Annotated in this window: 28 protein-coding genes; 23 read left to right on the top strand and 5 right to left on the bottom strand. The window is 65.2% G+C overall.

Annotation, left to right across the window (positions count from 1 at the left end; genetic code table 11):
• Nucleotides 1-54: 54 nt before the first annotated feature.
• A complete protein-coding gene (locus tag AB0J47_RS32510; RefSeq protein WP_364354870.1) occupies nucleotides 55-1,650 on the top strand; it encodes a GMC oxidoreductase in 1,596 nt (531 codons plus the stop codon).
• A gap of 3 nt (nucleotides 1,651-1,653) precedes the next feature.
• Here the strand turns inward: AB0J47_RS32510 and AB0J47_RS32505 are convergent, their stop codons facing one another.
• Complete coding sequence (locus AB0J47_RS32505; RefSeq protein WP_364354867.1) at nucleotides 1,654-2,100, bottom strand: winged helix-turn-helix transcriptional regulator; 447 nt, start codon at nucleotides 2,098-2,100, stop codon at nucleotides 1,654-1,656.
• Nucleotides 2,101-2,287: 187 nt separating this feature from the next.
• Here AB0J47_RS32505 and AB0J47_RS32500 point away from each other — a divergent pair, with 187 nt between their 5' ends.
• From AB0J47_RS32500 to AB0J47_RS32480, 5 genes are all read left to right on the top strand, one after another.
• Nucleotides 2,288-3,733, top strand: a complete 1,446-nt coding sequence (locus AB0J47_RS32500) for an MFS transporter (RefSeq protein WP_364354864.1) — start codon at nucleotides 2,288-2,290, stop codon at nucleotides 3,731-3,733.
• Nucleotides 3,734-3,952: 219 nt separating this feature from the next.
• Entirely contained in the window at nucleotides 3,953-4,357 is a 405-nt protein-coding gene (locus tag AB0J47_RS32495) for a spore-associated protein A (protein ID WP_364354861.1), read from the top strand.
• Nucleotides 4,358-4,751: 394 nt separating this feature from the next.
• Entirely contained in the window at nucleotides 4,752-5,267 is a 516-nt protein-coding gene (locus AB0J47_RS32490) for a gluconokinase (RefSeq protein WP_364354858.1), read from the top strand.
• On the top strand, nucleotides 5,264-6,037 hold the full coding sequence (locus AB0J47_RS32485; protein WP_364354855.1) for a glucose 1-dehydrogenase: 774 nt from the start codon (nucleotides 5,264-5,266) through the stop codon (nucleotides 6,035-6,037). The genes AB0J47_RS32490 and AB0J47_RS32485 overlap by 4 nt, the downstream gene beginning before the upstream one ends.
• A gap of 25 nt (nucleotides 6,038-6,062) precedes the next feature.
• On the top strand, nucleotides 6,063-6,989 hold the full coding sequence (locus tag AB0J47_RS32480) for a D-isomer specific 2-hydroxyacid dehydrogenase family protein (protein ID WP_364354852.1): 927 nt from the start codon (nucleotides 6,063-6,065) through the stop codon (nucleotides 6,987-6,989).
• On the opposite strand, the gene nac is transcribed toward AB0J47_RS32480, so the two are convergent.
• Entirely contained in the window at nucleotides 6,983-7,894 is a 912-nt protein-coding gene (gene nac, locus AB0J47_RS32475; protein ID WP_364354849.1) for a nitrogen assimilation transcriptional regulator NAC, read from the bottom strand. The genes AB0J47_RS32480 and nac overlap by 7 nt on opposite strands.
• A 275-nt stretch (nucleotides 7,895-8,169) precedes the next feature.
• Here nac and AB0J47_RS32470 point away from each other — a divergent pair, with 275 nt between their 5' ends.
• Genes AB0J47_RS32470 through AB0J47_RS32435 form a run of 8 tightly spaced genes read left to right on the top strand, consistent with a single transcriptional unit; the run spans nucleotide 8,170 to nucleotide 15,917 of the window.
• Entirely contained in the window at nucleotides 8,170-8,976 is an 807-nt protein-coding gene (locus AB0J47_RS32470) for a 5-oxoprolinase subunit PxpA (RefSeq protein ID WP_364354846.1), read from the top strand.
• A complete protein-coding gene (locus AB0J47_RS32465) occupies nucleotides 8,964-9,674 on the top strand; it encodes a carboxyltransferase domain-containing protein (RefSeq protein ID WP_364354843.1) in 711 nt (236 codons plus the stop codon). Before AB0J47_RS32470 ends, AB0J47_RS32465 begins: the two co-directional genes overlap by 13 nt.
• The gene (locus AB0J47_RS32460) at nucleotides 9,667-10,764 is read left to right on the top strand and encodes an allophanate hydrolase (RefSeq protein WP_364354840.1); all 1,098 of its coding nucleotides are present in this window, start codon (nucleotides 9,667-9,669) and stop codon (nucleotides 10,762-10,764) included. The genes AB0J47_RS32465 and AB0J47_RS32460 overlap by 8 nt, the downstream gene beginning before the upstream one ends.
• Nucleotides 10,761-12,119, top strand: coding sequence for an MFS transporter (locus tag AB0J47_RS32455; protein ID WP_364354837.1), 1,359 nt, complete (start codon nucleotides 10,761-10,763; stop codon nucleotides 12,117-12,119). Before AB0J47_RS32460 ends, AB0J47_RS32455 begins: the two co-directional genes overlap by 4 nt.
• A 38-nt stretch (nucleotides 12,120-12,157) precedes the next feature.
• A complete protein-coding gene (locus AB0J47_RS32450; RefSeq protein WP_364354834.1) occupies nucleotides 12,158-12,913 on the top strand; it encodes an SDR family oxidoreductase in 756 nt (251 codons plus the stop codon).
• A 14-nt stretch (nucleotides 12,914-12,927) separates the two neighbouring features.
• A complete protein-coding gene (locus tag AB0J47_RS32445) occupies nucleotides 12,928-13,968 on the top strand; it encodes an L-idonate 5-dehydrogenase (protein WP_364354831.1) in 1,041 nt (346 codons plus the stop codon).
• Nucleotides 13,969-13,998: 30 nt separating this feature from the next.
• Entirely contained in the window at nucleotides 13,999-15,216 is a 1,218-nt protein-coding gene (locus AB0J47_RS32440) for an aspartate transaminase (protein WP_364354828.1), read from the top strand.
• Between the two features lie 29 nt (nucleotides 15,217-15,245).
• A complete protein-coding gene (locus tag AB0J47_RS32435; protein WP_364354825.1) occupies nucleotides 15,246-15,917 on the top strand; it encodes a 4-carboxy-4-hydroxy-2-oxoadipate aldolase/oxaloacetate decarboxylase in 672 nt (223 codons plus the stop codon).
• 3 nt (nucleotides 15,918-15,920) lie between these two features.
• Here AB0J47_RS32435 and AB0J47_RS32430 read toward each other — a convergent pair whose 3' ends face one another.
• Nucleotides 15,921-16,925 (bottom strand): LacI family DNA-binding transcriptional regulator, encoded by a 1,005-nt coding sequence (locus tag AB0J47_RS32430; protein ID WP_364354822.1) that lies wholly within the window; start codon nucleotides 16,923-16,925, stop codon nucleotides 15,921-15,923.
• 165 nt (nucleotides 16,926-17,090) lie between these two features.
• Here AB0J47_RS32430 and AB0J47_RS32425 point away from each other — a divergent pair, with 165 nt between their 5' ends.
• The 8 genes from AB0J47_RS32425 to AB0J47_RS32390 all read left to right on the top strand — a co-directional run bounded on the left by AB0J47_RS32425 (nucleotide 17,091) and on the right by AB0J47_RS32390 (nucleotide 23,911).
• Nucleotides 17,091-18,086, top strand: coding sequence for a substrate-binding domain-containing protein (locus tag AB0J47_RS32425; RefSeq protein ID WP_364354819.1), 996 nt, complete (start codon nucleotides 17,091-17,093; stop codon nucleotides 18,084-18,086).
• Nucleotides 18,083-19,051, top strand: a complete 969-nt coding sequence (locus tag AB0J47_RS32420) for an ABC transporter permease (protein WP_364354816.1) — start codon at nucleotides 18,083-18,085, stop codon at nucleotides 19,049-19,051. The genes AB0J47_RS32425 and AB0J47_RS32420 overlap by 4 nt, the downstream gene beginning before the upstream one ends.
• A gap of 9 nt (nucleotides 19,052-19,060) precedes the next feature.
• Nucleotides 19,061-19,831 carry an ATP-binding cassette domain-containing protein gene (locus AB0J47_RS32415; RefSeq protein WP_364354813.1) on the top strand — a complete coding sequence of 257 codons (771 nt, stop codon included), beginning with the start codon at nucleotides 19,061-19,063 and terminating at the stop codon, nucleotides 19,829-19,831.
• Nucleotides 19,828-20,772, top strand: coding sequence for a ribokinase (locus AB0J47_RS32410; RefSeq protein ID WP_364354810.1), 945 nt, complete (start codon nucleotides 19,828-19,830; stop codon nucleotides 20,770-20,772). Before AB0J47_RS32415 ends, AB0J47_RS32410 begins: the two co-directional genes overlap by 4 nt.
• A gap of 27 nt (nucleotides 20,773-20,799) precedes the next feature.
• Entirely contained in the window at nucleotides 20,800-21,186 is a 387-nt protein-coding gene (rbsD, locus tag AB0J47_RS32405) for a D-ribose pyranase (RefSeq protein ID WP_364354807.1), read from the top strand.
• A gap of 190 nt (nucleotides 21,187-21,376) precedes the next feature.
• Nucleotides 21,377-22,765, top strand: coding sequence for an amidase (locus AB0J47_RS32400; protein ID WP_364354804.1), 1,389 nt, complete (start codon nucleotides 21,377-21,379; stop codon nucleotides 22,763-22,765).
• Between the two features lie 61 nt (nucleotides 22,766-22,826).
• Nucleotides 22,827-23,396: a DJ-1/PfpI family protein gene (locus tag AB0J47_RS32395; RefSeq protein WP_364354801.1), complete on the top strand. Its 570-nt coding sequence runs from the start codon at nucleotides 22,827-22,829 to the stop codon at nucleotides 23,394-23,396.
• 71 nt (nucleotides 23,397-23,467) lie between these two features.
• On the top strand, nucleotides 23,468-23,911 hold the full coding sequence (locus AB0J47_RS32390; RefSeq protein ID WP_364354798.1) for an SRPBCC family protein: 444 nt from the start codon (nucleotides 23,468-23,470) through the stop codon (nucleotides 23,909-23,911).
• A gap of 25 nt (nucleotides 23,912-23,936) precedes the next feature.
• Here AB0J47_RS32390 and AB0J47_RS32385 read toward each other — a convergent pair whose 3' ends face one another.
• Nucleotides 23,937-24,851, bottom strand: coding sequence for an EamA family transporter (locus AB0J47_RS32385; protein ID WP_364354795.1), 915 nt, complete (start codon nucleotides 24,849-24,851; stop codon nucleotides 23,937-23,939).
• Between the two features lie 245 nt (nucleotides 24,852-25,096).
• Between AB0J47_RS32385 and AB0J47_RS32380 the strand changes: the two genes are divergently transcribed.
• A complete protein-coding gene (locus tag AB0J47_RS32380) occupies nucleotides 25,097-25,600 on the top strand; it encodes an Lrp/AsnC family transcriptional regulator (RefSeq protein WP_364354991.1) in 504 nt (167 codons plus the stop codon).
• 23 nt (nucleotides 25,601-25,623) lie between these two features.
• Here AB0J47_RS32380 and ald read toward each other — a convergent pair whose 3' ends face one another.
• Nucleotides 25,624-26,730, bottom strand: coding sequence for an alanine dehydrogenase (gene ald, locus AB0J47_RS32375; protein ID WP_364354792.1), 1,107 nt, complete (start codon nucleotides 26,728-26,730; stop codon nucleotides 25,624-25,626).
• Nucleotides 26,731-26,866 lie beyond the last annotated feature (136 nt).

The following is a 26,866-nucleotide window of genomic DNA, read 5'->3' as shown; positions in this document are numbered from 1 at the left end:
CAAACTATCGACCCAACCGGACAAGACCGTCCGGTTATGTGAGTGAGGAAGAGCATGTCGGTGATCACCCGCCGGACCCTGTTGACCGCGACCGCGGCGGCCGGTGTCGCCATACTCGGCTCACGAAGCACCAACCCGACGCACGGTATCGCCGCACGGGTCAACAGCGTCCCGCTCACCCGCGAGGAACGCCGCGTCGTGGTGGTCGGATCCGGATTCGGCGGCGGGGTCACCGCGCTGCGCCTGGCCCAGGCCGGGGTGCCGGTGTTACTGCTCGAACGCGGGATGCGCTGGCCGACCGGGCCGAATTCGGAGACCTTTCCGCGCGCCTCGGCGCTCGACAAGCGGGTGCTCTGGTACCGGTCCAGCCCGACGTTATTCGGTACACCGCTGGTTTTCGAGCCCTACACCGGCCTCGTCGAGGCGGTACCCGGAGCGAATATGACCGCCCTGTGCGCCGCGGGCCTCGGCGGCGGCTCGCTCATCTACCAGGGCATGTCGCTGCAGCCCACCCAACCGGTATTCGATGCGAATCTGCCCGAGGAACTCGACTGGGCGACCATGGATCGAGTGCACTATCCGAGGGTGGCTCACATGCTCGGCCTCGCGGTGGCGCCCGACGAGTTGATCGCGGACCGGAACTACACGGCCGCACGCGTATTCGGTGATCATGTGCGCCAGGCCGGGCTGCCACTGTCGAAGATTCCGATGCCCATCGACTGGAACTACGCACTCGCCGAGCTACGGGGTGAGATGAAACCGTCGTACACCAACGGCGACGGCGCGATGGGCGTGAACAACGGCGGTAAACATTCGGTCGATGTCACCTATATCGCCGCGGCCGAGGCGACCGGCCGGGTGGAGGTGCAGACGCTGCACCAGGTCACCGATGTCGAACGCGGCGCCGACGGCCGCTGGGTCGTGTACGTCGAACGGCTCGACACCTCGGGCAATGTCTTGGAAAACAAGATCATCACGGCCAATGCCCTCGTACTGTCGGCGGGCAGTCTGAACACCACCAAGCTGCTGGTACGGGCCGGCGCGAAAGGAAAGATTCCGGACCTGCCCGATGGGCTGGGTCAGCAGTGGGGCACCAATGCCGACCGGATCTATGTCTGGACCGACCCCATCGCCGATTTCGGTGCGGCTCAAGGCGGTCCCGTGGTCTACGGAAGTAAGAACTGGAACGATCCCCAGGCCGCCTTCACTGTCATCCAAGCATCCATACCGCCGATGCAGATGGATGCCAAAAGCACCATGCTGGTCGGATACGGCGTGAGCGCCGACCGCGGCCGGTTCGTCTACGATTCGGCCAACGACGACGCGATCCTGCAGTGGCCCAAGAACGGCGACGCGAGTATCCAGAACAATCACATCGATCCGACCGTGCGCCGAATCGCCGGTCCGACAAGCATTTTGGTGGACACCAACGCACTGTTCCCGTCCACCTGGCACGCCCTCGGCGGTGCGAGCATGGGATCGGTCTGCGATCTCGATGGCCGGGTCCTGGGTCAGCGCGGGCTCTATGTGGTCGACGGTGCGCTGCTGCCGGGCAATGCCGCGGCATGCAATCCGTCGATGACGATCGCCGCCGTCGCGGAACGAGCCCTCGACCACCTGGTCACCCAGGACATCGGCACCGCGATCTGACGACTACGGGCGCGGCCAGGGGCGGCCGAGATAGCGCTCGATATCGATATTGAAACGCTGCAGGTAATCGGCGAAGGCGGCCGCGTCCTGCGGTGACCAGTCCGCGAGGATCGCCGCCAAGGTTTCGATCGATTCGTCGCGTTCGCGGTCGAGTTGCCGTTCGCCTTCGGCGGTAATGCGGAATTTGCGGGCCATGCCGCCATCCGGATCCGGGATGCGTTCCACCACACCGTCGCGCACCATGGCCGCGGTCCGCCGGTTCAGCGTCGACACGTCCTGGCCAACCGCCTCGCTCAACTGCCCGATCGTCATCGGGCCCGCCACCCGCAGCCGATTGAGCAATGTGTAGGTGTTGCGATCGAGTCGACGCCCGCCGAGCTGTCGGGAGGCGAGGCTGTACCGGCCGAACAGCATGGTCTCGAACTCGATCTTGTCGAGGGTTTTGTCCATTTCGGGTCCTTCTGCCGATCCGCGCCGACCTGCGCCTGGATTCCGTAGCACCAGATATACCACGCGATGTGCGTCACACACATCGCGTGCATCTAGCATGCAACATGTATATGCCATACAGTGTGCATTACGCACATCGTATGCGTCCAACATTCTTTTCCTGATTTCCACCAATATGGAGACGCGCGTGAATACTCCAAGCCCCGTTGCCCGGCCAGGCGGCGTCCTCGCCGTGCTGGCCATCGCAGGCATCGTCGCCTCACTCATGGCGACACTCGTCATGCCGCTACTCGGTGAGCTGCCGCAGCTGCTGCACACCACCTCATCCAATGCCACCTGGGTGGTCACGATCACCCTGCTGGTCGGCGCCGTGATCACTCCGGTCGCCGGACGACTCGGCGACCTCTACGGCAAGCGGCGGATCCTGCTCGCCTCGATCGTTTCTTTGGTCGCCGGATCACTCGTCTGCGCCGTCGCGACCTCGATCGTGCCGATGATCATCGGCCGCGGCCTGCAGGGTGCGGGTGTCGGCATCATTCCGTTGGGCATCAGCGCGCTGCGTGATCTGCTGCCGCCCGAGCGGTTGGGTGCGGCCATCGCGCTGATCAGTTCGTCGCTCGGCATCGGCGCCGCCATGGGCCTGCCGCTGTCCGCGGCAGTTGTCGAATACAGCAACTGGCGGGGGCTGTTCTGGGGCTCCGCCGCACTTGCCGCGCTGGTCGGTGTGCTGATATTCGCGATCATCCCGGATACCCCGAACAGCGGCGGCACCGGACGTTTCGACGTACTCGGAGCGATCGGCCTCGGTGCCGGACTCGTATCGCTGCTGCTCGCGATCTCCAAGGGCGCCGCTTGGGGCTGGACCAGTGCCAGCATCCTCGGCTTGTTCGTCACCGCGGTGGTCTTGCTGTTGGTCTGGGGTTGGTGGGAGCTGCTGGTCGATGCGCCGCTGGTCGATCTGCGCGTGACCGCACGGCCGCAGGTACTGCTGACCAATGCCGCCTCGGTCGTAGTCGGTATCGCCATGTACTCCCAGTCGCTGGTCATGCCGCAACTGCTGCAACTGCCCACCGCCACCGGTTACGGCCTCGGCCAGTCGATGATGGCGATGGGACTGTGGATGGCACCGGCGGGTGTCGTCATGATGCTGATCTCGCCGGTCGGCGCCAAGCTCTCGGCCGCCCGCGGTCCCAAGTTCACCCTGGTCATCGGATGCCTGATCATCGCGTTCGGCTATGCCGCCTCGATGGCGCTGATGGGTTCAACATGGGGGATGTTGGCCGTCACCGTAATCATCAGTGCGGGAACAGGTTTCGCCTACGGCGCGATGCCCGCGCTGATCATGGGTGCGGTCCCGGTATCGGAAACCGCTGCCGCCAACAGCTTCAACACCCTGATGCGCTCGGTTGGCACGTCTGCCGCTGCTGCCGTGATCGGAGCGGTGCTCGCCCAGATGACCGTCTCGATGGGCGGGCACGCGATTCCGACCGAAAGCGGATTCCGGGTCGCACTGCTGATCGGCTGCGGTGTTGCCGTACTCGGTGCCGCGATCTCGGCGACCATCCCGAACCGCCGGACTCCGGACTTCTCCGAGCCCACCATCTCCGCGGAACCCGTCGCAGTCCGGGTGTGACGTGCCGGTCTGCACCGACCGTTGGAAAAAGATTTCCGCCCGGCGCTCTGATCCGGTGCGAAAGTTCCCAGATCTGGAAGGCCGCAAATAGCCGGTTATCAACTGCTGCCGTAGGTTCGGCGTGGCAGCAACGATGGTGCCCGAGTTTGGCGGCCGAGCACGCGGGGTAAAAAGCCGAACGCTAGATGTCACATGGATGGAAGAGGGAAGGGTTCGACCTTGAGCAACGCCAAAAAGCTGATCGCCGCATGTGCGGCCGCAATCGGGATCACCGCTGGGATGGCGGTATTCCTCCCGGCCACCGCGTCCGCGGCAACATACGACGGCCAGTGCGGTGGCGGCTTCAAGGTGATCGACTCGCACGAGTTGAAGGGCGGCACAGTCTTTCTCACCTACGACGGCCGGACCAACTGCGTAGTCACCGTGCGCGATAAGCCGGGCGACCCGATCTCGATGGGCGCCGCCGTCCGGCAGTCGAAGGACCACTCCCAGGTGGTCATAAACGACGACCGCGTCTTCTCCGACTTCGCGTACGCGAAGGTCGAAGCGGAAGGCAAGTGCATCGACTGGGGCGGGCGCATCAAGGACGACCTCTGGGAGGAATTCGGAGTCCACTGCGGATAACTTCGGAGGTCCACTGCGGATAACCGAGCCCCGCCCCACCGACGGACCAATGGCCGTCGGTGGGGCGTGCTACCAGCCATAGACCGAAAAGAGCCCTCCGTCGGCGATACGCCGCATCGCCACGCGGCAGGAGTCGATCATGTACTCGGTAGTTCATTCACCGAGAACCATTGCAGCTCAGCGCATTTCTCTGGCTCGCGATTTTCAGGTCCCCTGCCGGCTATGGAGTGCGTGGGGCACCTGGAAGCGCCCGATCTTCAGCCGCCCTCGCGGTTCATCCCTCGTCTTTCGTTATGACGTCCTCCAGGACTCGTATCACCTGATCATTGCCCCGAGGCGACATGTTCGGGCATGGTCGATCTGCGTATCTGGACACCGGCGGACGGGAATATTCATGGACGGCGATCGGCGACCCCACATTGTGGTGATGGGCGTGACGGGTTGCGGGAAGTCGACGATCGCGCGGCGGGTCGCCGAGATGACGGGCGGCGAGTTCCTGGATGCCGATGATCTGCATCCCCCGTCGAATGTCGCGAAGATGGCCGCAGGTATTCCGCTGACGGACGCGGACCGGGCACCGTGGCTCGAGGCCGTACGCGACTGGATGTGCACACGAGGTGCCGGTGTGGTGGCGTGTTCCGCGTTGCGGCGACAGTACCGGGATGTGCTCCGAAATATCTCTGCACCAGTCGCTTTCGTGCACCTCCATGGCTCGCCCACCACGATTCGGTCGCGGATGGCGGCACGACGCGGGCATTTCATGCGGCCCATCCTGCTCGATTCTCAACTCGCATTGCTGGAGCCGCTCGGGCCGGATGAGTTCGGGATCGTACTGGATGTCGGGGCGGGGCCGGACGATATCGCGCGGTCGGTGGTCGGGTTCGCTCGGGACCGGGCGGTGGCGCGGTGAGTGCGCATCGAAGTTTCGATATCGAGGGCAAGATCGCCCTGGTCACCGGCTCGAGCCGCGGTATCGGATATGCGCTGGCAACCGGGCTCGCCGAGGCGGGAGCGACGGTCGTCCTCAATGGCCGTGACGCGGCGGCACTCGCCCGCAGCCGGGACGAGATCGCAGACAAGACCGGCACGGTAGTCCACGTTTGTGCATTCGATGCGACGGACTCCGCGCAGGTGACCGCCGCGGCGCAGCAGGTCGAAAAAGAGATCGGCCCGGTGGATATCGTCGTGAACAACACCGGAGTCCAGCATCGCAGCCCGCTGCTCGAATTCTCCGACGCAGATTTCCGTCGCGTGCTCGATACCAATCTGTTCAGCGCCTTCTGCGTGGGGCGCGAATTCGCACGCGCGATGGTCGAACGTGGACGCGGCAAGATCGTCAATATCTGTTCGGTGCAAAGCGAATTGGGCCGGGCGGGGATCGCGCCGTATGCGGCGAGCAAGGGCGGGCTGAAGATGCTCACCCGCGGCATGTGCGCGGATTGGGCTCCACTGGGACTGCAGGTCAATGCGATCGCGCCCGGCTACTTCGATACCGAGTTGACGGCCGCGCTGGTGAATGACGCCGATTTCAGTGACTGGCTCACCAGGCGCACACCGGCCGGACGGTGGGGACGTACCGACGAATTGGTGGGTGCGCTGCTGTTTCTCGCCTCGCCCGCATCGGATTTCGTCAACGGCCAGATCCTGTATGTCGATGGCGGTTTGACCGCCGTCGTCTGATCCACTTCCAGCTCGAAAGGCAACCGTGCCGAATATCAGCCGTCCGCGAATCCATCTCGGTCCCGATTCCGACTCCGCCCTCGCCAAGGGCATCGAGCAAGGCGGCGGCATTCTCGTTCCACTCACCGACGCGGACGCGGTGGTGTGGACGCAGGGACCGGCCACCTTTCCCGACCTGCTGCCTGACGCAGTGCGCTGGGTGCAGTTGCCCGCCGCCGGCGTCGAACCCTGGATCTCCGCCGGGATCATCGATGAGACTCGCGTCTGGACCTCAGCGGCCGGTGCGTACGCGCGCAACGTCGCCGAGCACGGCGTCCTGCTGCTGCTCGCCGGTGTACGGGTCCTTGCCGAGCAGGTACGCGCGACATCCTGGCGCAAGTCGGATTTCGACCCACGGGTCGGGACGCTGCACGGCTCGACCGTGGCAATCGTCGGCTGTGGCGGCATCGGCCGTGCCATGATCCCCTTGCTCACCGCATTCGGTGCACAGGTACTGGCAGTCACCCGGTCGGGCGCTCCGGTGCCCGGCGCCGCCGAGACGGTCGCGGCGGATCGGATAACCGAAATCTGGTCGCGAGCAGATCATTTCGTGCTCGCCGCACCGGCGACACCGGACACCACACACCTCGTGGATGCGGATGCTCTCGCCAGAATGAAGTCGACCGCTTGGATCGTGAATGTGGCTCGTGGCTCGCTTATCGATACCGATGCGCTGGTACGCGCACTCGAGGACGGATCGATCGGCGGCGCCGCCCTGGATGTGACCGAACCCGAACCGCTTCCGGCGGGCCATCCCCTCTGGACGCTGCCCAACGCCATCGTCACCCCGCATGTCGCCAATCCCGCGACGGGCCTCACCGCGGTGCTCGCCGATCATGTCACGGCGAACGTCGAACGGTTCGCCACCGGACAACCGCTGCTCGCGACCATCGACATCCGACGGGGTTATTGAGCCGTGCGCCCCGCACTGTTCCTGACGTAGTTGGCGACGACAGCGCGCAGTATTTCGCGCACGGCCTCCGCCGGTTTCGAGAGCGGCTGATTGGTCGGGGTGCCCAGCGATACCTGGACCGTGATCGGCGGTTCGATGCGGCGCAATTCCAGATTGTCGACGGTCATGGTCCGGCGGGCCACCGATAACGGTAAAACGGTGGAGCCCAAGCCATTTCGCACCGCCTGCGCCATCAGCGCCACCGACTCCACCTCTCCCACGACATGCGCATGTTCCAGCGCGTGATCGTAGGCCTGCTCCACCACTTTCCGGATGGTGTGCATCGGGCCGGGCAGCAGCAGCGGCAGGCTCTTCAGCTGCGCGATCGAGACCGCGGAACCGGTCGTACCCGGCAGCCCGGTCCCCGCCGGGGCGACGACCATCAGTTCCTCGGTGAGCAGCGGCTCGAAGGTCACACCCTTGATCGGTCCGGTGTCATACAGCAGCGCCATATCCATCCGGCCGGTCATCATCGCCTCGCTGAGCACGCCGCCGAAGTTCTCGTTGATGTGCAGCAGGATGCTCGGATACCGCTCACGCACCGCGGTCAGCAACGGCAGAGCGATCGCGTTGACCGTGCTGTAGGGCGCCAGCCCGACGGAAACACCGCCCGCCAGTTCGCGGCCGACCACACTCACCTCGGCCTGTGCGCTCTGCACCTGACGCAGGATGATCTGCGCGTGCCGGTACAGCGCCCGGCCCGCGTCGGTGGGTTCAACGCCTTGTTTGTGCCGGATCAGCAGTTGCTGACCGAACTGGGCCTCCAGGGCCGTCATCTGCTGGCTCAGCGCGGGCTGCGCGATGTGCAGGATATCCGCGGCACGGGTGATGCTGCCGGCATCCACGATGCGCACGAACGAAAACAAGCGTCGAGTATCCACGTCGTCGATCCACCTTTCTCGCAGCAACGTCGTCGCACGCGATGATTTCCGTATTGTTGCTCTGCGGAAACGTGGCGGTACCGAATTCACGGCCGACATTGTGAGCCCACCGCATAGTCGCTGCTCAGACACCATAGAGGTTCGTTATCGCCTCACTCGAAACCGGTATTACCCGCGCCGGGGCGAACCTGCGTAGCGTCCTTTTACACCGCACGTTCACTCATACGGTGCTCGCAGTTTCCCACCCCGCGGAGGCATCCATGGCATGGAAGATCGATCTCGTCGCCGATATCGGCGAGAGTTTCGGGGCGTGGACGATGGGCGATGACAACGCGCTGCTCGACGTCCTCACCTCCGCCAATATCGCCTGCGGTTTTCACGCGGGCGATCCGCAGACCATGGACCGGACGGTCGGTCAGTGCGTTGCCCGCGGCATCGGTATCGGCGCGCACCCCAGCTTTCCGGATCTGGTCGGCTTCGGTAGGCGGGCCATGGACCTCTCCGCCGACGAGGTGCGCACCGATGTCCTGTACCAACTCGGCGCGCTGCACGCCTTCACCGTCGCGTACAGCACCACGGTGTCGCATGTGGCGCCGCACGGCCGCCTGGGCAACCTGGTGGCGACCCGCGCCGACTACGCCGCGGCCGTGGTCGATGCCGTCGGGTCGTTCGATCCGAACCTGATCGTGCTCGCCCAGGACGGCGAACTCGCCGACCACGCTCGCGCACAGGGGATTCGGGTCGGAATCGTCGGCATCGTGGATCGCGCTTATCGCGCAGACGGCACCCTCGTCCCGCGATCCGAGCCGGGTGCGGTCATCCACGACCCCGAGGTCCTCGCCCGCCGAGCGGTGCGCATGGTGACCGAGGAGATCATCGAATCCGTCGACGGCACAAGCCTTTCTGTCCGTCCGCACACACTGCTTCTGCACGGCGACAACGCAGACACAGTACGCAATGCACGGGCGATCCGGACCGCGCTCATTGCGGTGGGTGTGCACATCGTTCCGCTGCCCGAGGTACTCGCGGATCGTGCCGGTAAGGAAAACGAACCATGTCCGGTGTAGCGGGAGTCGCCTTCCGGGTCGTGGCCTGCGGTGATTCCGCCGTACGCGTCACTGCGCAGGGTGCCGACCGAGAAGAATGCTGGCGAGCTGTGCACGCGATCGCTGCCGCGATCGACACCGATGCGGACCGCTTCGCGATTACCGGCGTCATTCCCACCTACGACGCCGTGCTCATCGAATTCGACTGCGCGGCAAGCACTCACGACGATATTCGACAGCTGCTCGCGAATCTCGTACGAGATTCGGTAGCACCGACGCCACGCCCGGCCCGGCATTTCGATATCCCCGTGGTCTACGGCGGCGAGTACGGTCCGGATCTCGACGACGTGGCTGACCAGTTGGGGCTGTCCCCGGCCGAGGTGATCCGCGTGCACGGATCCTCACCACTCACCATGCGCTGCTTCGGATCCCCAGGCGGCGCGCCGATGCTCGACGGTCCCGCCTTCCCGCGGCCGGTACCCCGACGCGTCGTCCCGCGCCCGCATGTACCCGCCGGAGCCGTGGCAGTGGCCGGTCGACAGGCTGTCGTTTCGGCACGGCCAGCGCCCGGCGGATGGCCCGTCATAGGTCGAACCCCGCGCACCATGGTCGACCCGACGACCGAGCCGCTGTCCGCCTTCCGGCCCGGCGACACGTTTCGGTTCCATGCCATCGCGGCCCACGAATGGTCCCGGTTCGAGGGGGTGCTGCATGGCTGAGACCATCACCGTGACGACCCCGGGGATCACCACCGTCCAGGATCTTGGTCGCCGCCGAGCCTCACGGATCGGCCAGCTGACCGGCGGTGCCCTCGACCAGTACAGCGCCGAAGTCGCCAACGCCCTGGTCGGCAGTGCGCGCACGGCACCGCTGCTCGAACTGGTCGCGCTGGATTTCGGTGCCGTCGCGAGCACCGATCTACTCGTCGCGATCACCGGTGCACCCGCCGACGTATGCGTCGACGGTGTCACCCGCTCCCAGTGGGAACCGTTCATCTGGGCGGCAGGCACCGAACTCACCGTTCGCGGCATCCGCGACGGACTTCGGGTCTACGTCGCGGTGCACGGGACGATTTCCGCGAACTATCTGCTCGACAGCTGCGCTCCGGATCCGGTACTCGGTTTCGGTCGACAACTGACTGCGGGGGCAAATGTCGACGTCGAGATCGACGGGCCGCTACTCGACCACCCACATTTCCGAATTCCGTTGTTCCACTTCGGCATTGCACGCCCCGCGCTCACCGGAATTTGGACCATCGATGTCACCGATGGACCCGATATCGCCGAATTCGGCAGCACCGCCACGCGACTGTTCGATACCTCGTTCGTCATCGGCGACAACAGCAATCACATCGGACTCCGGCTCAGTCCCGATGGTGCCGTCCCGCAACGAGAGAGCCGGACCGAGGTCTTATCCCGGGGCGTACCGATCGGAGCCGTCGAAGTGCCTGCCGGAAACGAACTGCTCGTGCTGCACCGTGGCCGCGGCGTGACAGCGGGCTATCCAGTGCTCGCAGTCGTCACCGCAACCGGCTTGTCGCAACTGGGACAGGCCCGGCCCGGTCAGCGAGTCCGATTCCGGCACATCGGCATTCCCGACGCGGTGCGCCGCTACCGCGCGCAGCAGGCCGCGATCGATCGACTACGCACCCGTGTGGCAAATGCCTACGACTGCCTCCGAATTCCCATCCACACCAACACTTGCCACCGGCCCGGTCTGCACGGTCAGGCCCCGAATGCGGCAGCTTGCGTAACCACGCAGGGGCCCCGCGCAGACCAGATCCGCCACAGTCACCTGGAGTACCCATGACCGACACGATCTCTCCGGCCCCGGCCGGGTCCGTGCCCACCGACCACACGCATGCGGCGCCGTCCGGCTCGATCCGCAAGGTCGTACTGGCCGGCTGCGTCGGCATCTTCGTCGAGCTATACGACAACGGCATCTTCGCCTTCATGGCAACCGCCCTTGCCATCGTGTTCTTCGATGTTTCCAAGTCGAGTGACGCATTGCTGCTGGTCTTCGCCGGATATGCGATTTCCTTCTTCGTGCGTCCGCTGGGCGCGGTGGTCTGCGGCATCCTCGGCGACAAGATCGGCCGCCAGAAGATGCTCGTCTTCGTCATCATGCTGATCAGCGTCGCGACGGCAGGTATCGGTGTCCTGCCGACCTATGCGGCCATCGGCGTCGCGGCACCCGCGTTGTTGATCTCTTTGCGGTTGGCACAGGGATTCTCGGTCGGCGGTGAGGCCGCCGGTGCGATGACCTTCCTCGCCGAACATTCGCCCGAGGGCAAACGCGGACTGATCACCAGCTACGCCCAGATCGCCTCCTTCCTCGCCCTGCTTACCGGGACCCTGGTCGCCTTCACGATGTCCCCGTGGTTGAACGCGAGTGCCATCCACGGCGGCGGATTCGGCAGCTGGGCCTGGCGGATTCCATTCCTCATCGCGATCCCGATGGGCCTGATCGGCTGGTACATCCGCCGCGCCATCAGCGACACCCCGAATTTCGGCAAGCTCAAGGAATCCGGCGGCCTGTCACGCAACCCGCTGAAAGAAGCGTTCGCGACGCCCGAACACCGCAGGGCCATGCTGCTCGCCCTGTTCATCCCGTTGATGAACGGCTCCGGCTATTACGTCCTGTTCTCCTACATGCCGACTTTCCTCAAGGGCGACAAGATCGGATTCTCCACCGGCACAGCACTTATCGTCACCGCCGCCAGTCTGGTGGCGATCAGCATCGCGATTCCTTTCATGGGTGCACTGTCGGACAAGCTGGGCCGTAAGAAGGTGATCGCCGGTGCCGCGATCGCGATGGCCGTCGGCGCTATCCCCTGCTACGCCCTCATCGCGACCGGCAGTTTCGCACTCGCGGTGCTCGGCGCCTGCATCATGGCCGTCATCTTCGCCGGGCACACCGCGGTCATCCACATCCTCATCGTCGAACTGTTCCCGACCCGGGTCCGGTACTCCGCCTACGGGCTCGGCTACAACATCTCATCGGCGCTGTTCGGCGGCACCGCACCGCTGCTGATGACCTGGCTCATCCCGCATTTCGGCATCTACGTCCCGGCCGTCTATGCCGTCGCCACCGCACTCGGCACGCTCGCGGCGGTCAGCACCGTCACCGACCGTGCCCACCTGCCCCTGCGCGACACGCTCTGACCACAAGCAGAACGGACTCACCCGAGACAAGGAGTGTCATGCCTTTCGACGACTACCGAACCGCCCTCGTCACCGGAGCCAATACCGGGATGGGAGCCGCGATCACCGAGACGCTCGCCAAGCGTGGCCTCACCGTGTACGGCGTCGCCCGCGACGCCGCACGGCTCGACGAGGTGGCCGCACGGACCGGGATGATCCCGCTCGCTGTCGATGTCACCGATACCGCCGCACTCACCAATGCGGTCGGCCAGCTCGAAATCGATGTCCTGGTCAACAACGCCGGGGTATCGGCCACCGGGAATATCCTCGACGCAGCACCGGAATCGGTCGATGCCATGGTCGACGTCAATCTCCGTGCCGTGCTACATCTGTGTCGGCTGCTGATGCCGGGCATGGTCGAACGAGACCTCGGTCATGTTGTCAATATCAGCTCCATCGCGGGTCTCTACAACTTCTACGGCCACACGGCCTATCACGCGACAAAGGCCGCGATCCACCAGATCTCGCGCCAGCTCCGCAACGATGTCATCGGCAGGCGTGTCCGGGTCACCGAGATCTGCCCCGGCCGGGTGGAGACCGAAATCTTCGGACGCAATCTCGGCGGCACACCCGAGGCGATGCGGGAGGCATGGCAGACCTATTACGAAGGCTACGAATCCATTACGACGAAAGACATCGCCGACACCATCGAGTTCGCGATCGACGCACCGCGGCATGTGAATTTGGGTCTGATCGAGATCACGCCGACGTTCCAGGTGCCCGGTGGGCTCGAATTCGTCCGGCGGCAGGATTGAGGTCGCTGCTACCGATGACCGAATTGCCTTCTCGCACATTGGGAGTCGTGGCACATACGGCGGGCGATCTTCGCGTCGAAGCCATTGCCCTTACACCGCCGGGACCGTCCGATACGGTCGTGGAAATCGCATACGGCGGCATCTGCGGATCCGACCTGCACTACTGGACCCATGGAGCCGCAGGCGAATCGATCCTGAAGGCACCGATGCTACTCGGACACGAGGTGGTCGGCACGGTGGTCCAGCAGGCCGCAGACGGTGGCGGGCCCGGAACGGGTACCCGGGTGGCGGTACATCCGGCGACGCCGGGCGGCAACAGCCTGCGCTATCCCACCGATCGTCCCAACCTGTCGCCCGGGTGCACCTATCTCGGCAGTGCGGCCCAATTCCCTCATACACACGGAGCATTCACGCGTTATGCGGTGCTGCCGTCCCGGATGCTCCGACCGCTGCCCGATGGTCTTCCGCTGCGAACGGCGGCCGTAGCGGAACCGGCTTCGGTTGCCTGGCATGCGGTTTCGCGCGCGGGGGAGGTCGCGGGAAAGAACGCGCTGGTGATCGGTTGCGGTCCGATCGGCGCGCTAGTGGTGTCGGTACTGCGCCGCGCCGGTGCCGCCGCGATCACGGCAGTAGACATCCATGATTATCCACTGGCTATTGCTCGCGAACTCGGCGCGACCACAACGTTGAAGGCCGACGACACCGACATGATCGCCGCGGTGGACGCCGACATCGTCATCGAATGCTCCGGCAACCGCTTCGGACTCGAATCCGCCATTCGTGGCGCCACCCGAGGTGGCCGGGTGGTCCTGCTCGGGCTACTGCCCACCGGACTGCAGCCCGCGCCGCTGTCGCTGGTCGTCACACGTGAACTCGAGGTCGTCGGATCGTTCCGCTTCAACGACGAGATCGACGCGGTACTCGACGCACTCGCCGATGGGAGCCTAGTCGTCGAGTCGGTCATCAGCCACGAGTTCCCCCTTCGAGATGCCTTGGCGGCCTTCGCCGTCGCCAAGGATGCCGCGGCCTCCGCCAAAGTGCTGCTGGCTTTCTGAACCCTATGTCGATCTCCCCAGGAGGAAAGCATGTCTCCCGTTCCCCTCGCTGCCCTCGCCGCCCGCGTCGAGCGGATGCGAGAATCGCCGAGTTCCGCTGCCGCACAACGGGTTCGTGAGCTACGCGCGTCAGGTCGGGTGATCCTCGACCTGACCGTAGGCGAACCGGATTTCGACAGCCCCGATCATGTGAAGGCCGCAGCGATCACAGCCATGAACTCCGGGCTCACCAAATACACTGCGGTGAACGGTATTCCGGAGCTGCGGCAGGCTATTGCGGCGCGGATACTCGACCGGACCGGAAGCACAGTCGGCGACAACGAGATCACCGTCGGCGGCGGGGCCAAGCAAGTCATCTTCATGGCGCTGATGGCGACGGTCGAAGAAGGCGACCAGGTCATCGTGCCGTCGCCGTACTGGGTGTCCTATCCGGATATGGTCACCCTGCACGGTGGCACGCCCATTGTCGTGGACTGCCCCGAATCGGACCGATTCCTGCTCACCGCAGCGGGATTGGAGGCGGCGATCACTCCTGCCACGAAATGGGTGATCCTCAACGGGCCGTCCAACCCGACCGGCGCGGTGTATAGCGCGGAGGAACTCGCGGCACTCGCCACCGTGCTGGAGCGGCACCCGCACGTGAACATCTTGTGCGACGAGATCTACGACGAGATCGTCTTCACCGATCAGCGCACCCCGAGCCTGCTGTCCGTGGCGCCGCAACTGCGCGATCAGATCTTCGTCGTCAACGGAGTTTCCAAGTCCTACGCGATGACCGGCTGGCGACTCGGGTACGGAGTGGGGCACCCACATCTCATAGCGGCGATCAACAAACTGCAGTCGCAGAGCTCGTCCTGCCCGTCCTCGATCAGCCAGGCGGCCGCGGCCGCGGCGATTTCCGGCGACCAGAGCTTCGTCGCCGAGTCGATCGTGCGCTACCGCGCGCGCCGCGACCTCATGTTCGACCTGCTCGCCGACGTGGACGGACTCGCACCGGTGCGGCCGCAGGGCGCGTTCTACCTGTTCATGGGATGCGCCGGACTCCTCGGCAAGCGGACGCCGGACGGCCGAGTGCTGCACGACGACCAGGACGTCGTGCTGTATCTGCTCGAGACCGCCTCGGTCGCGACGATCCAGGGCTCCGCCTACGGCGCGCCGTCATACCTGCGCATCTCCTTCGCCACCTCAGCGGACGTGCTGCGCACCGCCGCCGCCGAAATCGCGAAAGCCGTTGCCGCACTGAGCTGACCACAGCCCGACCCCATCACGGAGAAACCATGGTTCACGTCACCACCAAGATCGACCGTGCCGACCGCGCACTCATCGACGAACTCGGCACCTTCTCGGCGGCCACCATCCACGAGGCCCAGGGCCGCAAGGGCGCACTCGACTCGGACATCAAACCCATCGACCGCGACATGTCCTTCTGCGGATCCGCATTCACCGTCGTCTGCCACCCCCGCGACAACATCATGCTGCAGGTCGCGATCAGCTATGCCCAACCCGGCGACGTGCTCGTCGTAGCATCCGGCGACCAGCCCGCCGGGCAATTCGGCGACGTCCTCGCCAATGCGTGTGCCGCCCGCGGCATTTCCGCCCTCGTCACCGACGGCGGCGTACGCGATACCCGAGAAATCCGCGAACTCGGGTTCCCGGCCTTCGCCAAGCATGTCTCCATTGAGGGCACCGTCAAGGAAACCCTCGGCCCCATCAACCAGCCCCTCGTCTTCGGCGGCCAAGTCATCTATCCGGGCGATATCGTCAAGGGCGACTGCGACGGTGTCGTGGTCATCCGACGCGAAGAAATCCGATCCGCAATCGCCGCCTCCCGCGAGCGCGACTCCGCAGAGGCGACCTACATCGAACGCTACAAAACGGGTGAGACCCCCATCCAGGTCTCGAACCTGGCCGCGATCCTGGAAGCCAAAGGCCTCACCGTCGACCAGTAGCCCTCAGAACTCGTCGGGGCAGCCGCACGAACCTCTGGTGTGCAGTGCCGCTTCGAGATTCACCACTCCGGGGCGGGGTGTGTGGTCGTCGAGCTGTTGTAGTAGCAGGTCGATGGCGGTCTCGCCCATGAGACGGGTGGGCTGGACCATGGTGGTCAGACCGGGGCGGGTGTAGCGGGAGTATTCGATTCCGTCGAAGGCGACCACGGCGAGGTCGTCGGGTACGCGCAGTCCGGCGTCGTAGGCGGCGCGGAGCATACCCATCGCCTGTAAATCGCTGGTTACGAAAATCGCTGTGGGGCGGCGTGAATCGGCCATGAGGTCGGCCAGTGCGCGGTAGCCCGCGGCACCGCCGAAATCCGTTCGCACGATACGTCCTTCGGCAAGTCCGGCGGCCGCCAACGCATTTCGGTAGCCCTGCACGCGGTCCTCCGCGGTGGACACGTGCGGACCGCTCAGGCAGGCGATTTCGCGGTGACCGTGTCCGATGAGATGGGCGACGGCCTGCTCCGCGCCCGCGACCGAATCACACATGACGTGCGCGCAACGCGCCGGATCGATGACGCGGTCCAGTGCCACCAAGATCATGCCCGCCTCCTCGCAGGCATCGGCGATGCCGGTCTCCCAGGACGACGAAATCGCAAGCAGCCCTTCGACTCTGCGATCGATGAAGGTGCGCACATAGGCGCGTTCGCGTTGCGCGTCGCCGGCGGCATTGCCGACGAACAGCGGATACCCTCGCGCGAAGGCAGCCGCCTCGATCACTGCGGACAGTTCGGCGAAGAACGGGTTCGCGCCGTCCGGAATCACCATGCCCAGCGCATGTCCGCGGTTCATGCGCAGGCTGCGCGCGGACATATTGGGCCGGTAGCCGAGTTCGGCGATGGCCGCCTCGATCCGGGCCTTGGTCGCGGGCGCGACCTGCCGCGGTCCGCCATTGAGCACATAGCTCACCAGCGCCGGTGACGTACCGGCCAGCCGCGCCACGTCGGCTCGTGTGACTGCCATCGGAAATCTCTCCTTGCTCCGACCGTCCATCCAAGCACTCCGCACAAGTACTTGACAGCCGGTGACTCGGGTCACACACTACTCATCAACTCGCGTTGATCAACACGAGTTGATACTTGAGACGGATAGGTCGAACTCACGATGAATGCTCGATTCAGGCGTGCAATGGCGCCGCTTGTCCTCATCGGCGCGCTTGCCGCCGCTGCCTGCGGTCGCGGTGGACAGGACGGAGGCGACGGCGATTTCAAGATCGCGATCGTCACCCGGAACTTCACCAACCCCTACTGGGCGGCATTGCGTGACGGCGCCCTCGCGGAGGGACAGAAGCTCGGGGTGAAGGTCACGGTGCAGGCCGGACAGTCCGAGACCGACGCCGACGGTGAGAATGCCCAGATCTCCACCCTGGCCGCGCAGGGTTACGACTGCTTCGGTGTGGTGCCGGTCAATGCCACGAATGTGATCACGCCGCTGACGCCGGTGGCGCGCAAGAACATTCCGATCCTCGATCTCGACACCCAGATCGATGCGAAGGCCTCCGCTCAGGCCGGGGTGTCGTATGCGAGCTTCATCGGCTCGGACAATCTCGATGCGGGCCGCATCGCCGGGCAGAAGATGCTCGAGGTGCTCGGCGGCACCGGCAAGGTCGCAATCCTGCAGGGGATCGCGGGCGAGCAGAACGGCATCAACCGCGACCAGGGCTTCACCGATGCCGTCGCGGGCAAGCTGGAGATCGCGCAGAAGGCGCCCGCCGACTACGAACAGGACAAGGGCCTGCAGGTCACCGAGGCGATCCTGAAGGCGCATCCGGATATCACCGGCATCTTCGCGGCCAATGACACCATGGGCCTCGGTGCGGCACAGGCCATCAAGAACGCGGGCCGGACCGGCCAGATCAAGGTGGTCTCCGTCGACGGCATCCAAGCCGCCCTCGATGCCGTCAAGGCGGGCACCCTGACCGGCACGGTGACCCAATACCCGTATGCCGAAGGACAACTCGCGGTGCAGAGCTGCCTGGCCGAGCACCAGGGCAAGAAGCTGCCCGAGCGCGTGGTCTCCCCCATCGCCTTCATCGGCAAGGACAATGTCGACCAGCAGATCGCGGCGTTCCCGCGCCCGATCGTCGCCTTCGACAACCCGGTGGAAGGGCTGTTGAACAAGTGACCGCAGAGGCAACCGAAGAACTCCGCGCGCGTGAGGGGCGCACGGAGATCCTCGCCAAGGTCGCCGAATTCGCGGCACCGCTGGCCCTGGTCGTGTTGTGGGTGGCATTCTTCATCGCCACCCCGAACTTCCTGACGGCGGAAAATATCGGCGATCTGCTGGTCGCCTCGACCATCCTCACCGTGCTCGCGCTCGGTCAGCAGTTCGCGATCACCGTCGGCGGCATCGATCTGTCGGTCGGCGCCAATCTGCCATGGGCGGCAGCGGTTCTCGGCTATCTGGCCAGCCACGGCTACCCGATGGCGGTCGCCATCGGGGCGGCGATCCTCGCCGGACTGGCGGTCGGCGTCGTCAACGGTGTGCTGGTCGGCCGACTGCATATGACCGATTTCGTGGTCACACTCGGCATGTTGAGCGTGCTCAACGGCATCACCCTGCTGCTGACGCATGGCAATACCGAGGCCGTGAGTTCCCGCTTCCTACAACGGCTCGCACTCGACGGTATCGGTCCGGTGCGCTGGTTCTGGCTGCTGGCACTGCTCGCCGCACTGGTCGTGGCGGGCATCATCTTCCGCACCCGGATCGGCACTCATCTACTCGCCACCGGCGGACGACTGGAGGCCGCGCGCGACACCGGTATCTCGGTGAACCGGATCCGGCTGTTCGCCTACGCCATGTCCGGATTGCTGTGCGGCATAGCCGGTGTCATGCTGGTCGCCCGCAACGGCGGCGCGGATCCGTCGCTGCAGACCACCTACCTGCTGAGCTCGATCGCCGCAGTGGTGCTCGGCGGTTCGTCACTGTCCGGCGGCAAGGCGTCGGTGCTCGGCACCGTCTGCGGTGCGGTGCTGTTCACCTCGCTGATCAACGGGTTCACCATTCTCGGTATCTCGCAGTACTACCAGCCGGTCGCCGTCGGCGCGGTGCTACTGCTTGCCGCCGGCATCGCCCGCTTCCGAAAGTAGGCCAAGGACATGACGATTCCATTGCTGGAGGCGCGCGAGCTCACCAAGTCCTTCGACTCGGTGCGCGCGTTGGCCGGGGTCTCGCTGACGATTCCGGAGGGCGAGGTCACCGCCCTGGTCGGCGATAACGGCGCGGGCAAGTCGACATTGGTGCGCTGCCTGACCGGCGTGCAGACACCGGATACCGGGCAGATCCTGTTCAAGGGTGAACCGGTGCGCCTGCGCTCACCGGAGCACGCCCGCAAGATGGGTATCGAGACCGTGTATCAGGATCTCGCTCTCATCGACGATCTGGCCGTGTGGCAGAACCTGTTTCTCAACCGCGAATTGGTATATCCGTTCGGCATCGTCAACCGCAGGGCGATGATCGCCCGCAGCAGCGAGATCCTGCGCGATCTGGATGTCGATGTGCCCTCGGTGCGTACCACCGTGCGCCGGATGAGCGGCGGACAACGCCAGAGCATCGCCATCGCCCGCGCGGTGGCCTGGGGCAAATCCATGGTGATCATGGACGAGCCCACCGCCGCGCTCGGCGTGCGGGAGACCGCGGCGGTCGAGAAGTTGGTGCGCGGCCTGCGCGAGCGCGGGATCACCGTATTGATCATCAGCCACGATCTGGCACAGGTCATGCGGATCTGCGACAATGTCGTGGTGCTGCGACGCGGCAAATCCGTTGCGGCACATCGGATCAACGAAGTGGACGGCGACCGGTTGGTCGCATTGATCACCGGTGCCGCACCCGGCAATCTGGAGCTCACCGCGAACGGAGCCGAGTCGTGACGGTTGTCGTCCTCGGCTCGGTCAACCAGGACATCGTCTGTGAGGTGCAACAGCTGCCGCGGCCCGGCGAGACCGTGCTGGCACTGCGCTCGCGAACCAACCTGGGCGGCAAGGGTTCCAATCAGGCCGTCGCGGTGGCACGAGCGGGCGGCCGGGTCGAATTCATTGCCAGAATCGGCCGTGATGCCGATCCCGGACTGCGAAAATCGTTGCGCGAGTATGGTGTCGAGCTCACCGCACTGCGCGAGGTGCAGGACGCGCGGACCGGAACCGCCTACATCACCGTCGCCGACGGCGAGAACCAGATCGTGGTCGACCCCGGCGCCAACTTCGGCTGGGAACCCGAATCCGAACTCGACACCATGGCCGAGGCCGACTTGCTGCGGTCGGCGGAAGTCGTCGTCGCACAGTTGGAAGTGCCGCCGAACGTGGTCGAATGGGCCGCGCGCCGAGCGCGCCGGTTCGTCCTCAATGCCGCTCCGGCGACGGCGCTGCCGGATGAGCTGCTGCGCCGCTGCCATCCCCTGATCGTCAACGAATCCGAGCTGTCGGCACTGACGGGAACCACCGCGCGGACTCCCGAGCAGGCATTCCACTTGGCCCGTTCGCTGTGCCTGCGCGGGGTGCAGTCCGTCGTCGCCACATTGGGGGCCGCCGGGTCGGTGTGGGCGCACCGCTGCGATGTGCCGGCCCCGGTTGCCGGTGGCTATCAGGCTGCGCCACAGGTGAATTCGGTGGATTCCACCGGTGCGGGCGACGCCTTCGTCGGTGCGCTGGCCACCGCACTCGCCGATGGTATGCCGCTCGGTGGCGCCGTGGCCTACGCCACCGCGGCCGGTGCGCTCGCCGTCCAGACACCGGGAACCCACGCCTCCTACCCCACCGGGGCTCAGATCGTCACAGCGCTCGCGGCCATCCCCATCGCCCAGCCCCTCGTCTGACCCCCTTCTTCGACAAGGAATCGAACTTTGCGCACCAGCGGACTCATTCACGCCGAATTGCTCGCCGCACTCACGGCGCTGCGCCATACCGACCTCTTCGCCGTCAGCGATTCCGGTCTGCCGACACCTGTCGGCGTGCCGGTCATCGACCTGGGCATCAGCTACGGATTTCCGCGGTTCGAGCCGGTACTCGAACTGATCCTGGGAGAGGTGACTGTCGAAGCCGCTTGGGGCAGCCGCGACGTCGCGGACACTAATCCGGAGGCCGCGGGCTTGCTCAGCGGCCTCAACGCCGAGTTGATCGACCACGACGACTTCAAACAGCGCATCGGAGCCTGCCGATTCGTGGTGCGCACCGGCGAGGCCCGGCCGTACGCCAATGTGTTGCTGCGGGCCGGGGTGCCCTGGCTGTAGCGTTCGGAAATATTGTTACCTGCAATATTGAACCCAGCGCACGCGCGGTCCGTATCAATTGCGGAATGGTCAGTTGACTAACTACTGTCGGTGCTCGGATCAATGACTGATTCCACAGGTCAGGCCAGGTGACGACTGCTCGCAGCTCGATCGAAACAACACGACGTGTGGGTCGGAGGGAGCGGTAGAGATGGATCTTCGCGAGGTCGTATCCGCGGGTGTGTGGGAGCAGCGGCAACTGCTGGACCAAGGGGTGCTGACGGCCCGTGAACTGATCGAGGCGACCCTCGACGGGATCGAAGAGGCGGGCGAGCTCAATGCATTCACTCGCGTGCTGCACGAACAGGCCATCGCCGAAGCCATCGAACGGGATCAGCTGGACGTCGCGGCGCGTGGACCGCTGCACGGCATCCCGATCGCGGTGAAGGACGAGATCGATGTGGCGGGCGTCCCGACCACCTTCGGTACCCGCGCCAACCTCACCCCGGCGGTCGCCGATGCCGAGGTGGTGCGGCGGCTGCGTGCGGCGGGTGCGGTCATCGTCGGCAAGACCACCATGCCGGAATTCGGGCAGTGGCCCTACACCGAGTCCACCACCTACGGGCTGACCCGCAATCCGTGGGATCGGACTCGCTCCACCGGCGGCTCCAGCGGCGGCTCCGCCGCGGCGGTCGCCGCGGGGTTGGTGCCCGCAGCGCTCGGTGGGGACGGCGGCGGCTCGATCCGCATTCCGTCCGCCTGCTGCGGACTTTTCGGCCTGAAAACCCAGCGCGGACGGGTGCCGACCGCACCGAACACACATCTGTGGTGGGCTTTGGGCGTTATCGGACCACTCACCCGAAGCGTGCTGGATTCGGCGATCATCTACGACGTCATCCGCGGCGCCACACCGGCCGATCGCTTCCACGCGCCCGATCCGGCGATGTCGTTCGAGGAGGCCGCGCGGCGCGCACCGACGCGCCTGCGCATCGGCTACACCACGAAATCACAGACGGTTCTCGCGAGAGCGGTTCCCGAACATGTGCGTGCGGTGCACGACACCGCCGAACTCCTTACCCAACTGGGCCACACGGTCTTCGAGATCGATCCGGACTATCCCGATTTCACGTTCGCCTTCTATCCGCAGTTCTACGGTGGTGTGCGCGCCGAGATCCCGCTCGTCGACCATCCGGAACGGCTCGAACGCCGTACTCGCCAAACCCTGGCGCTCGCTTTCTGGGCACGTCGGCCGGTGGTCGAATGGGCCATGCGCCGCGGTGAAGCCTTGGCGCGCAAGGCCGATCGCATCTTCGACAAGTGCGATCTGTTGCTGACCCCCACCATCGCACACCGCCCACCGCGGGTCGGTGTCCTCGACAATACGAATACCGTCCGCGCACAAATCGCCTCGGTCCCGATGGTTGCCTTTACTGGACTCTGGAATGTGACCGGACATCCCGCCGCCTCACTACCCGCGGGCATGGCCAGCGATGGACTCCCGCTGGCGGTCCAACTGGTCGGACCGTCGAATGGTGAGACCACCATCCTGTCCGTCGCCGCCCAACTCGAACGAATTCGGCCGCATCCCCGCCTTACGTAGCCCGAAAGCCCCTGCCTCCGCTGCCGATTGTCGATAAAATTCGCACCGGAGGTGATGTCCCGTGACAAGCGTGTTGCTGATCACCGGAGACGCGGCCGAAGACCTGGAGGTCATGTACCCCTACCAGCGGCTGCTCGAGGAGGGGTACGAGGTCCAGGTGGCCGCCCCCACCGCCAAGAAGCTGCAGTTCGTGGTGCACGATTTCGTGGACGGTTTCGATACCTATACCGAGAAACCCGGACACACCTGGCCCGCCGATATCGCGCTGGCCGATGTCGATCCGAGTCGGTACGCGGCATTGGTACTGCCCGGCGGACGCGCGCCGGAGTATCTGCGCGGCAATGCGGAGTGTCGCAGGGTCGTCAAACATTTCGTCGACGAGGACAAACCGATCGCGGCACTGTGCCATGGTCCATTGATTCTGCTTGCCGTGGGCGCGCTCAACGGTCGTTCGTCGAGCGCCTATCCGGCGTTGGCACCGGATCTGAATGCCGTTGGCGCACAATGGGAAGACAGTCCGGCCCATGTCGACGGCAATATCGTGACCGGCCGCGCGTGGCCGGACCATCCGCAGTGGATGCGCGCGTTCTTGGAGGTGTTGCGCGCCAAGGCGCCAGCTCCAGGGCAGTAGCCCTGGCATCCCGCCTCTCACGACACTACTATCGCATGTAGTAGACAAATGGGAGGGGTGTTATGGAAACCATGACAATCGAGCGCGTCATTGCGGCGCCGATCGATGACGTCTTCGACTGGCTGACCAACGCAAGTAACTACACGAAGGCGCGAATCGTGCTGCGCGAGCACCTGATCCAACAGGGCGAGACGGCACCGTACGGGCTCGGCGCCGTCCGAATCCTGACATGGGGCATCGGCTGGTTCCGCGAACGCATCACCGGCTACAACGCACCGCACGAATTCAGCTACCTCGTCGAGCGCAGCGTTCCGGCGTCGCGCCACGAGGGTGGCCGACTGATCTTCACCGAGGTCGACGGCGGCACGCGGGTCACCTGGACCACCACCGCCGAGGCGCGCCTACCGTTCGCCGCAGCCTGGTTCACCCGCGTCCTCGCCAAACCGGTGATTCTCCACTCCTTCGGCAAGGTGCTCGACGCCGCCGAATCCGCACTGGCCCAAGCGAATCGGTAACCTTGCGGCGTCGAGCACCGAACCGTCAGCGGTCGCGCGCGCCGATCGTCAGGAATGCGAGCCCGAGTGCCAGCACAGCCAACCCGCACCATGACACGATCGGCAACCGCTCACCGACCACAACCACACCGAGCACCGCGGCCACGGCGGGTTCGGCGAGCGTCAATGTCGTTGCCACCTGCGCGGTCGTATGCCGCAGGCCGTAACCGAACAGACGATAGGCAACGAAGGTGGTGAACACCGCCAAATGCAGTGCCACCGCGATACCGCGACCGGTATGCAGCCAGGAAGTCTCGGTACACAACACAACCGGCAGCACGAGCAATCCGGCAATGCCGAACATCGTGCCCATCACCGCATTCGACGAATGACCATGCGCGATGAGCCTGCCGCCGATCAGCGAATAGACGGCGTAGGTGAGTCCACCGAATGCGGCGAACACGATGCCGAGCAGGTCGACCTGCGCGGTCCCGCCCGTCACCTCCGGCCCGAGCACGAGGACCGCACCGCCGAGTACCGCCGCCGCGGTGGCGCCGCCCCATCGCCGGCTCGTCCTCCCCTGTCCGGACACCCAGGCCAACAGACCGGCGAAAACCGGCGCGCTACCGAGCGCGATCACCGTGGCAACAGCCACCCCCGTCCGCCCCACAGCCGGATAGAAGGTCACCGGATACCCTGCCACCGCCAACGCCCCGACCACAACCAACCACCACTCGCCGCGAGTGCACCGTAACCGCGCACCGGCGGACAAGAACAACAACAGCCCACCGAGCACCAACCCGGCAGATCCGATCGCCGCAGCGGACGCACCCGCGGGAGCCAATGAACTCGTGGTTCCGGTAGTCCCCCACAGCACCGCCGCGGTCAGGATGGGAACCGGACCACTGAACGCCCGAACACTCGAATGCCCAACCGCAACAACATCTTTGATATCAGACAAGGCCATGCACTTCCGTCATCGAATTCGACAGGGATTCGAAACGGGCGCACGACATCACCTCGAGACTGTCCTCAGAAACAGCCCGGACCGCGAATCAGGAATTCAGCAGGTGCGCCCGATCAGGCGCACGGCGGCGGCGTAACGGCATGCCAGTAGATACCCACGCGACGATCCTAGCGCAGTGACCGGCCCTCGATCGAATGATCTTCGATACAGTTGACCTGGTGAGGAAGATTGATTCGCCGATCGGACCGGCGGTCGGTGCCGTGCGGACCGCGCCCGGTCCGGCGGTGCAATTGGACGATATCGACCGGATACTGCTCGATCAGCTCGCACGCGACGGCCGCATGACCAATAGCGCGCTCGCCGATGTCGCGGGCATCGCGCCGTCGACGTGTCTGGGGCGGGTACGGTCGCTGGTGGAGCGCGGCGTGATTCGCGGCTTCCACGCCGACATCGATCCGGCCGCGCTCGGCCGGAATCTACAGGCCATGATCGCGGTTCGGGTGCATGGCAATGCACGTCCGCACCTCGCCGAGTTCGGGGAGCAATTGGCCGAACTCGACGAAGTGCTGAACGTGTATTTCATCGCAGGCGCCGACGACTATCTGATCCATGTCGCCACGGCCGACACCGAGGGACTTCGGGTCTTCGTACTGCAACATCTGAGCGCACATCCCGCGGTCGCCTCCACCGAGACGATCCTCATCTTCGAGCACGTGCGCCCGCGAACCAGCCCGATGACTTAGCTCAGCCCCGGCTGCCATCCCGCTTAGGCGGCCAGCCTCTCAGTAGCGTAGTTGTGCGCGGCTGCAACGGATTCGGACAGCAGGTGTCCGCGGTGCGTGCTCAGACCGGCCGCCAGGCCCGGATCTGCGGCGACCGCATCGCGCCAGCCGCGCTCGGCGAGCGAAATCGCGTACGGCAGTGTGGCATTGGTGAGGGCGACGGTCGAGGTGTACGGCACCGCGCCGGGCATATTGGCGACGCAGTAGAAGACCGAGTTGTGCACCCGGTAGGTCGGCTCGGCATGGGTGGTCGGGCGCGAATCCGCGAAGCAACCGCCCTGATCGATGGCGATATCGACCAGCACTGAACCCGGCTTCATCTGTGCGACAAGGTCATTGGACACCAGCGTCGGCGCCTTCGCACCGGGTACCAGCACCGCGCCGATCACCAGATCCGCCTCCCGGACCAGACTCTCCACCTCGAAGCTGTTGGAGATGATGGTCCGCACCTGACCGCGATACTGCTCGTCCAGCGCACGCAGGCGCGCGATGTTCAGATCCAGTACCGTCACATCCGCGTGCATACCGACCGCGACGGCGATCGCATTGCTCCCTGAAACGCCGCCACCGAGCACGACCACCTTGGCCGGACGCGCCCCCGGCACACCGCCCATCAGCACGCCGCGGCCACCGCCGCTACGCATCAGGTGATACGCACCGGCCTGCGGCGCGAGCCGTCCCGCGACCTCGCTCATCGGCGCGAGCAACGGCAGCGATCCATCCTTACCGGCGACGGTCTCATAGGCGATCGAGGTGATCCCGGAGTTCAGCAGGGCGTCGGTGCACTCCTTGGATGCCGCCAGATGCAGGTAGGTGAACAGCAGCTGCCCCGCGCGCATGCGCGAATACTCCTCGGCTACTGGCTCTTTCACCTTGAGCACCATTTCCGCGGTGCCCCAGACCTCGTCGGCGGTATCCAGCACCCGTGCCCCGACGGCCGCATACGCCATATCCTCGAACGCCGATCCCTGGCCGGCACCGGCCTCGATGTACACCTCGTGTCCGCGCGAAACCAACTCGTGCACACCCGCGGGTGTGCACGCGACCCGGTGCTCGTGATTCTTGACCTCGCGGGGAATTCCGATCTTCATCAACACTCCTGTACGTCGATCCGGCGGATTGGCGACATGTGATCGGTTCGATCACCTCAGTGTGAGTATGAAGATCATTCAAGGTCAGGTCCATATTGTTGAAGATAGTTCTCTAACTCATGAGTATGTCATCCTG

Origin of the sequence: Nocardia sp. NPDC049737 (assembly GCF_040674755.1) — a bacterium.
GTDB lineage: Bacteria > Actinomycetota > Actinomycetes > Mycobacteriales > Mycobacteriaceae > Nocardia.
This window is presented reverse-complemented; position numbering and strand designations above follow the sequence as displayed.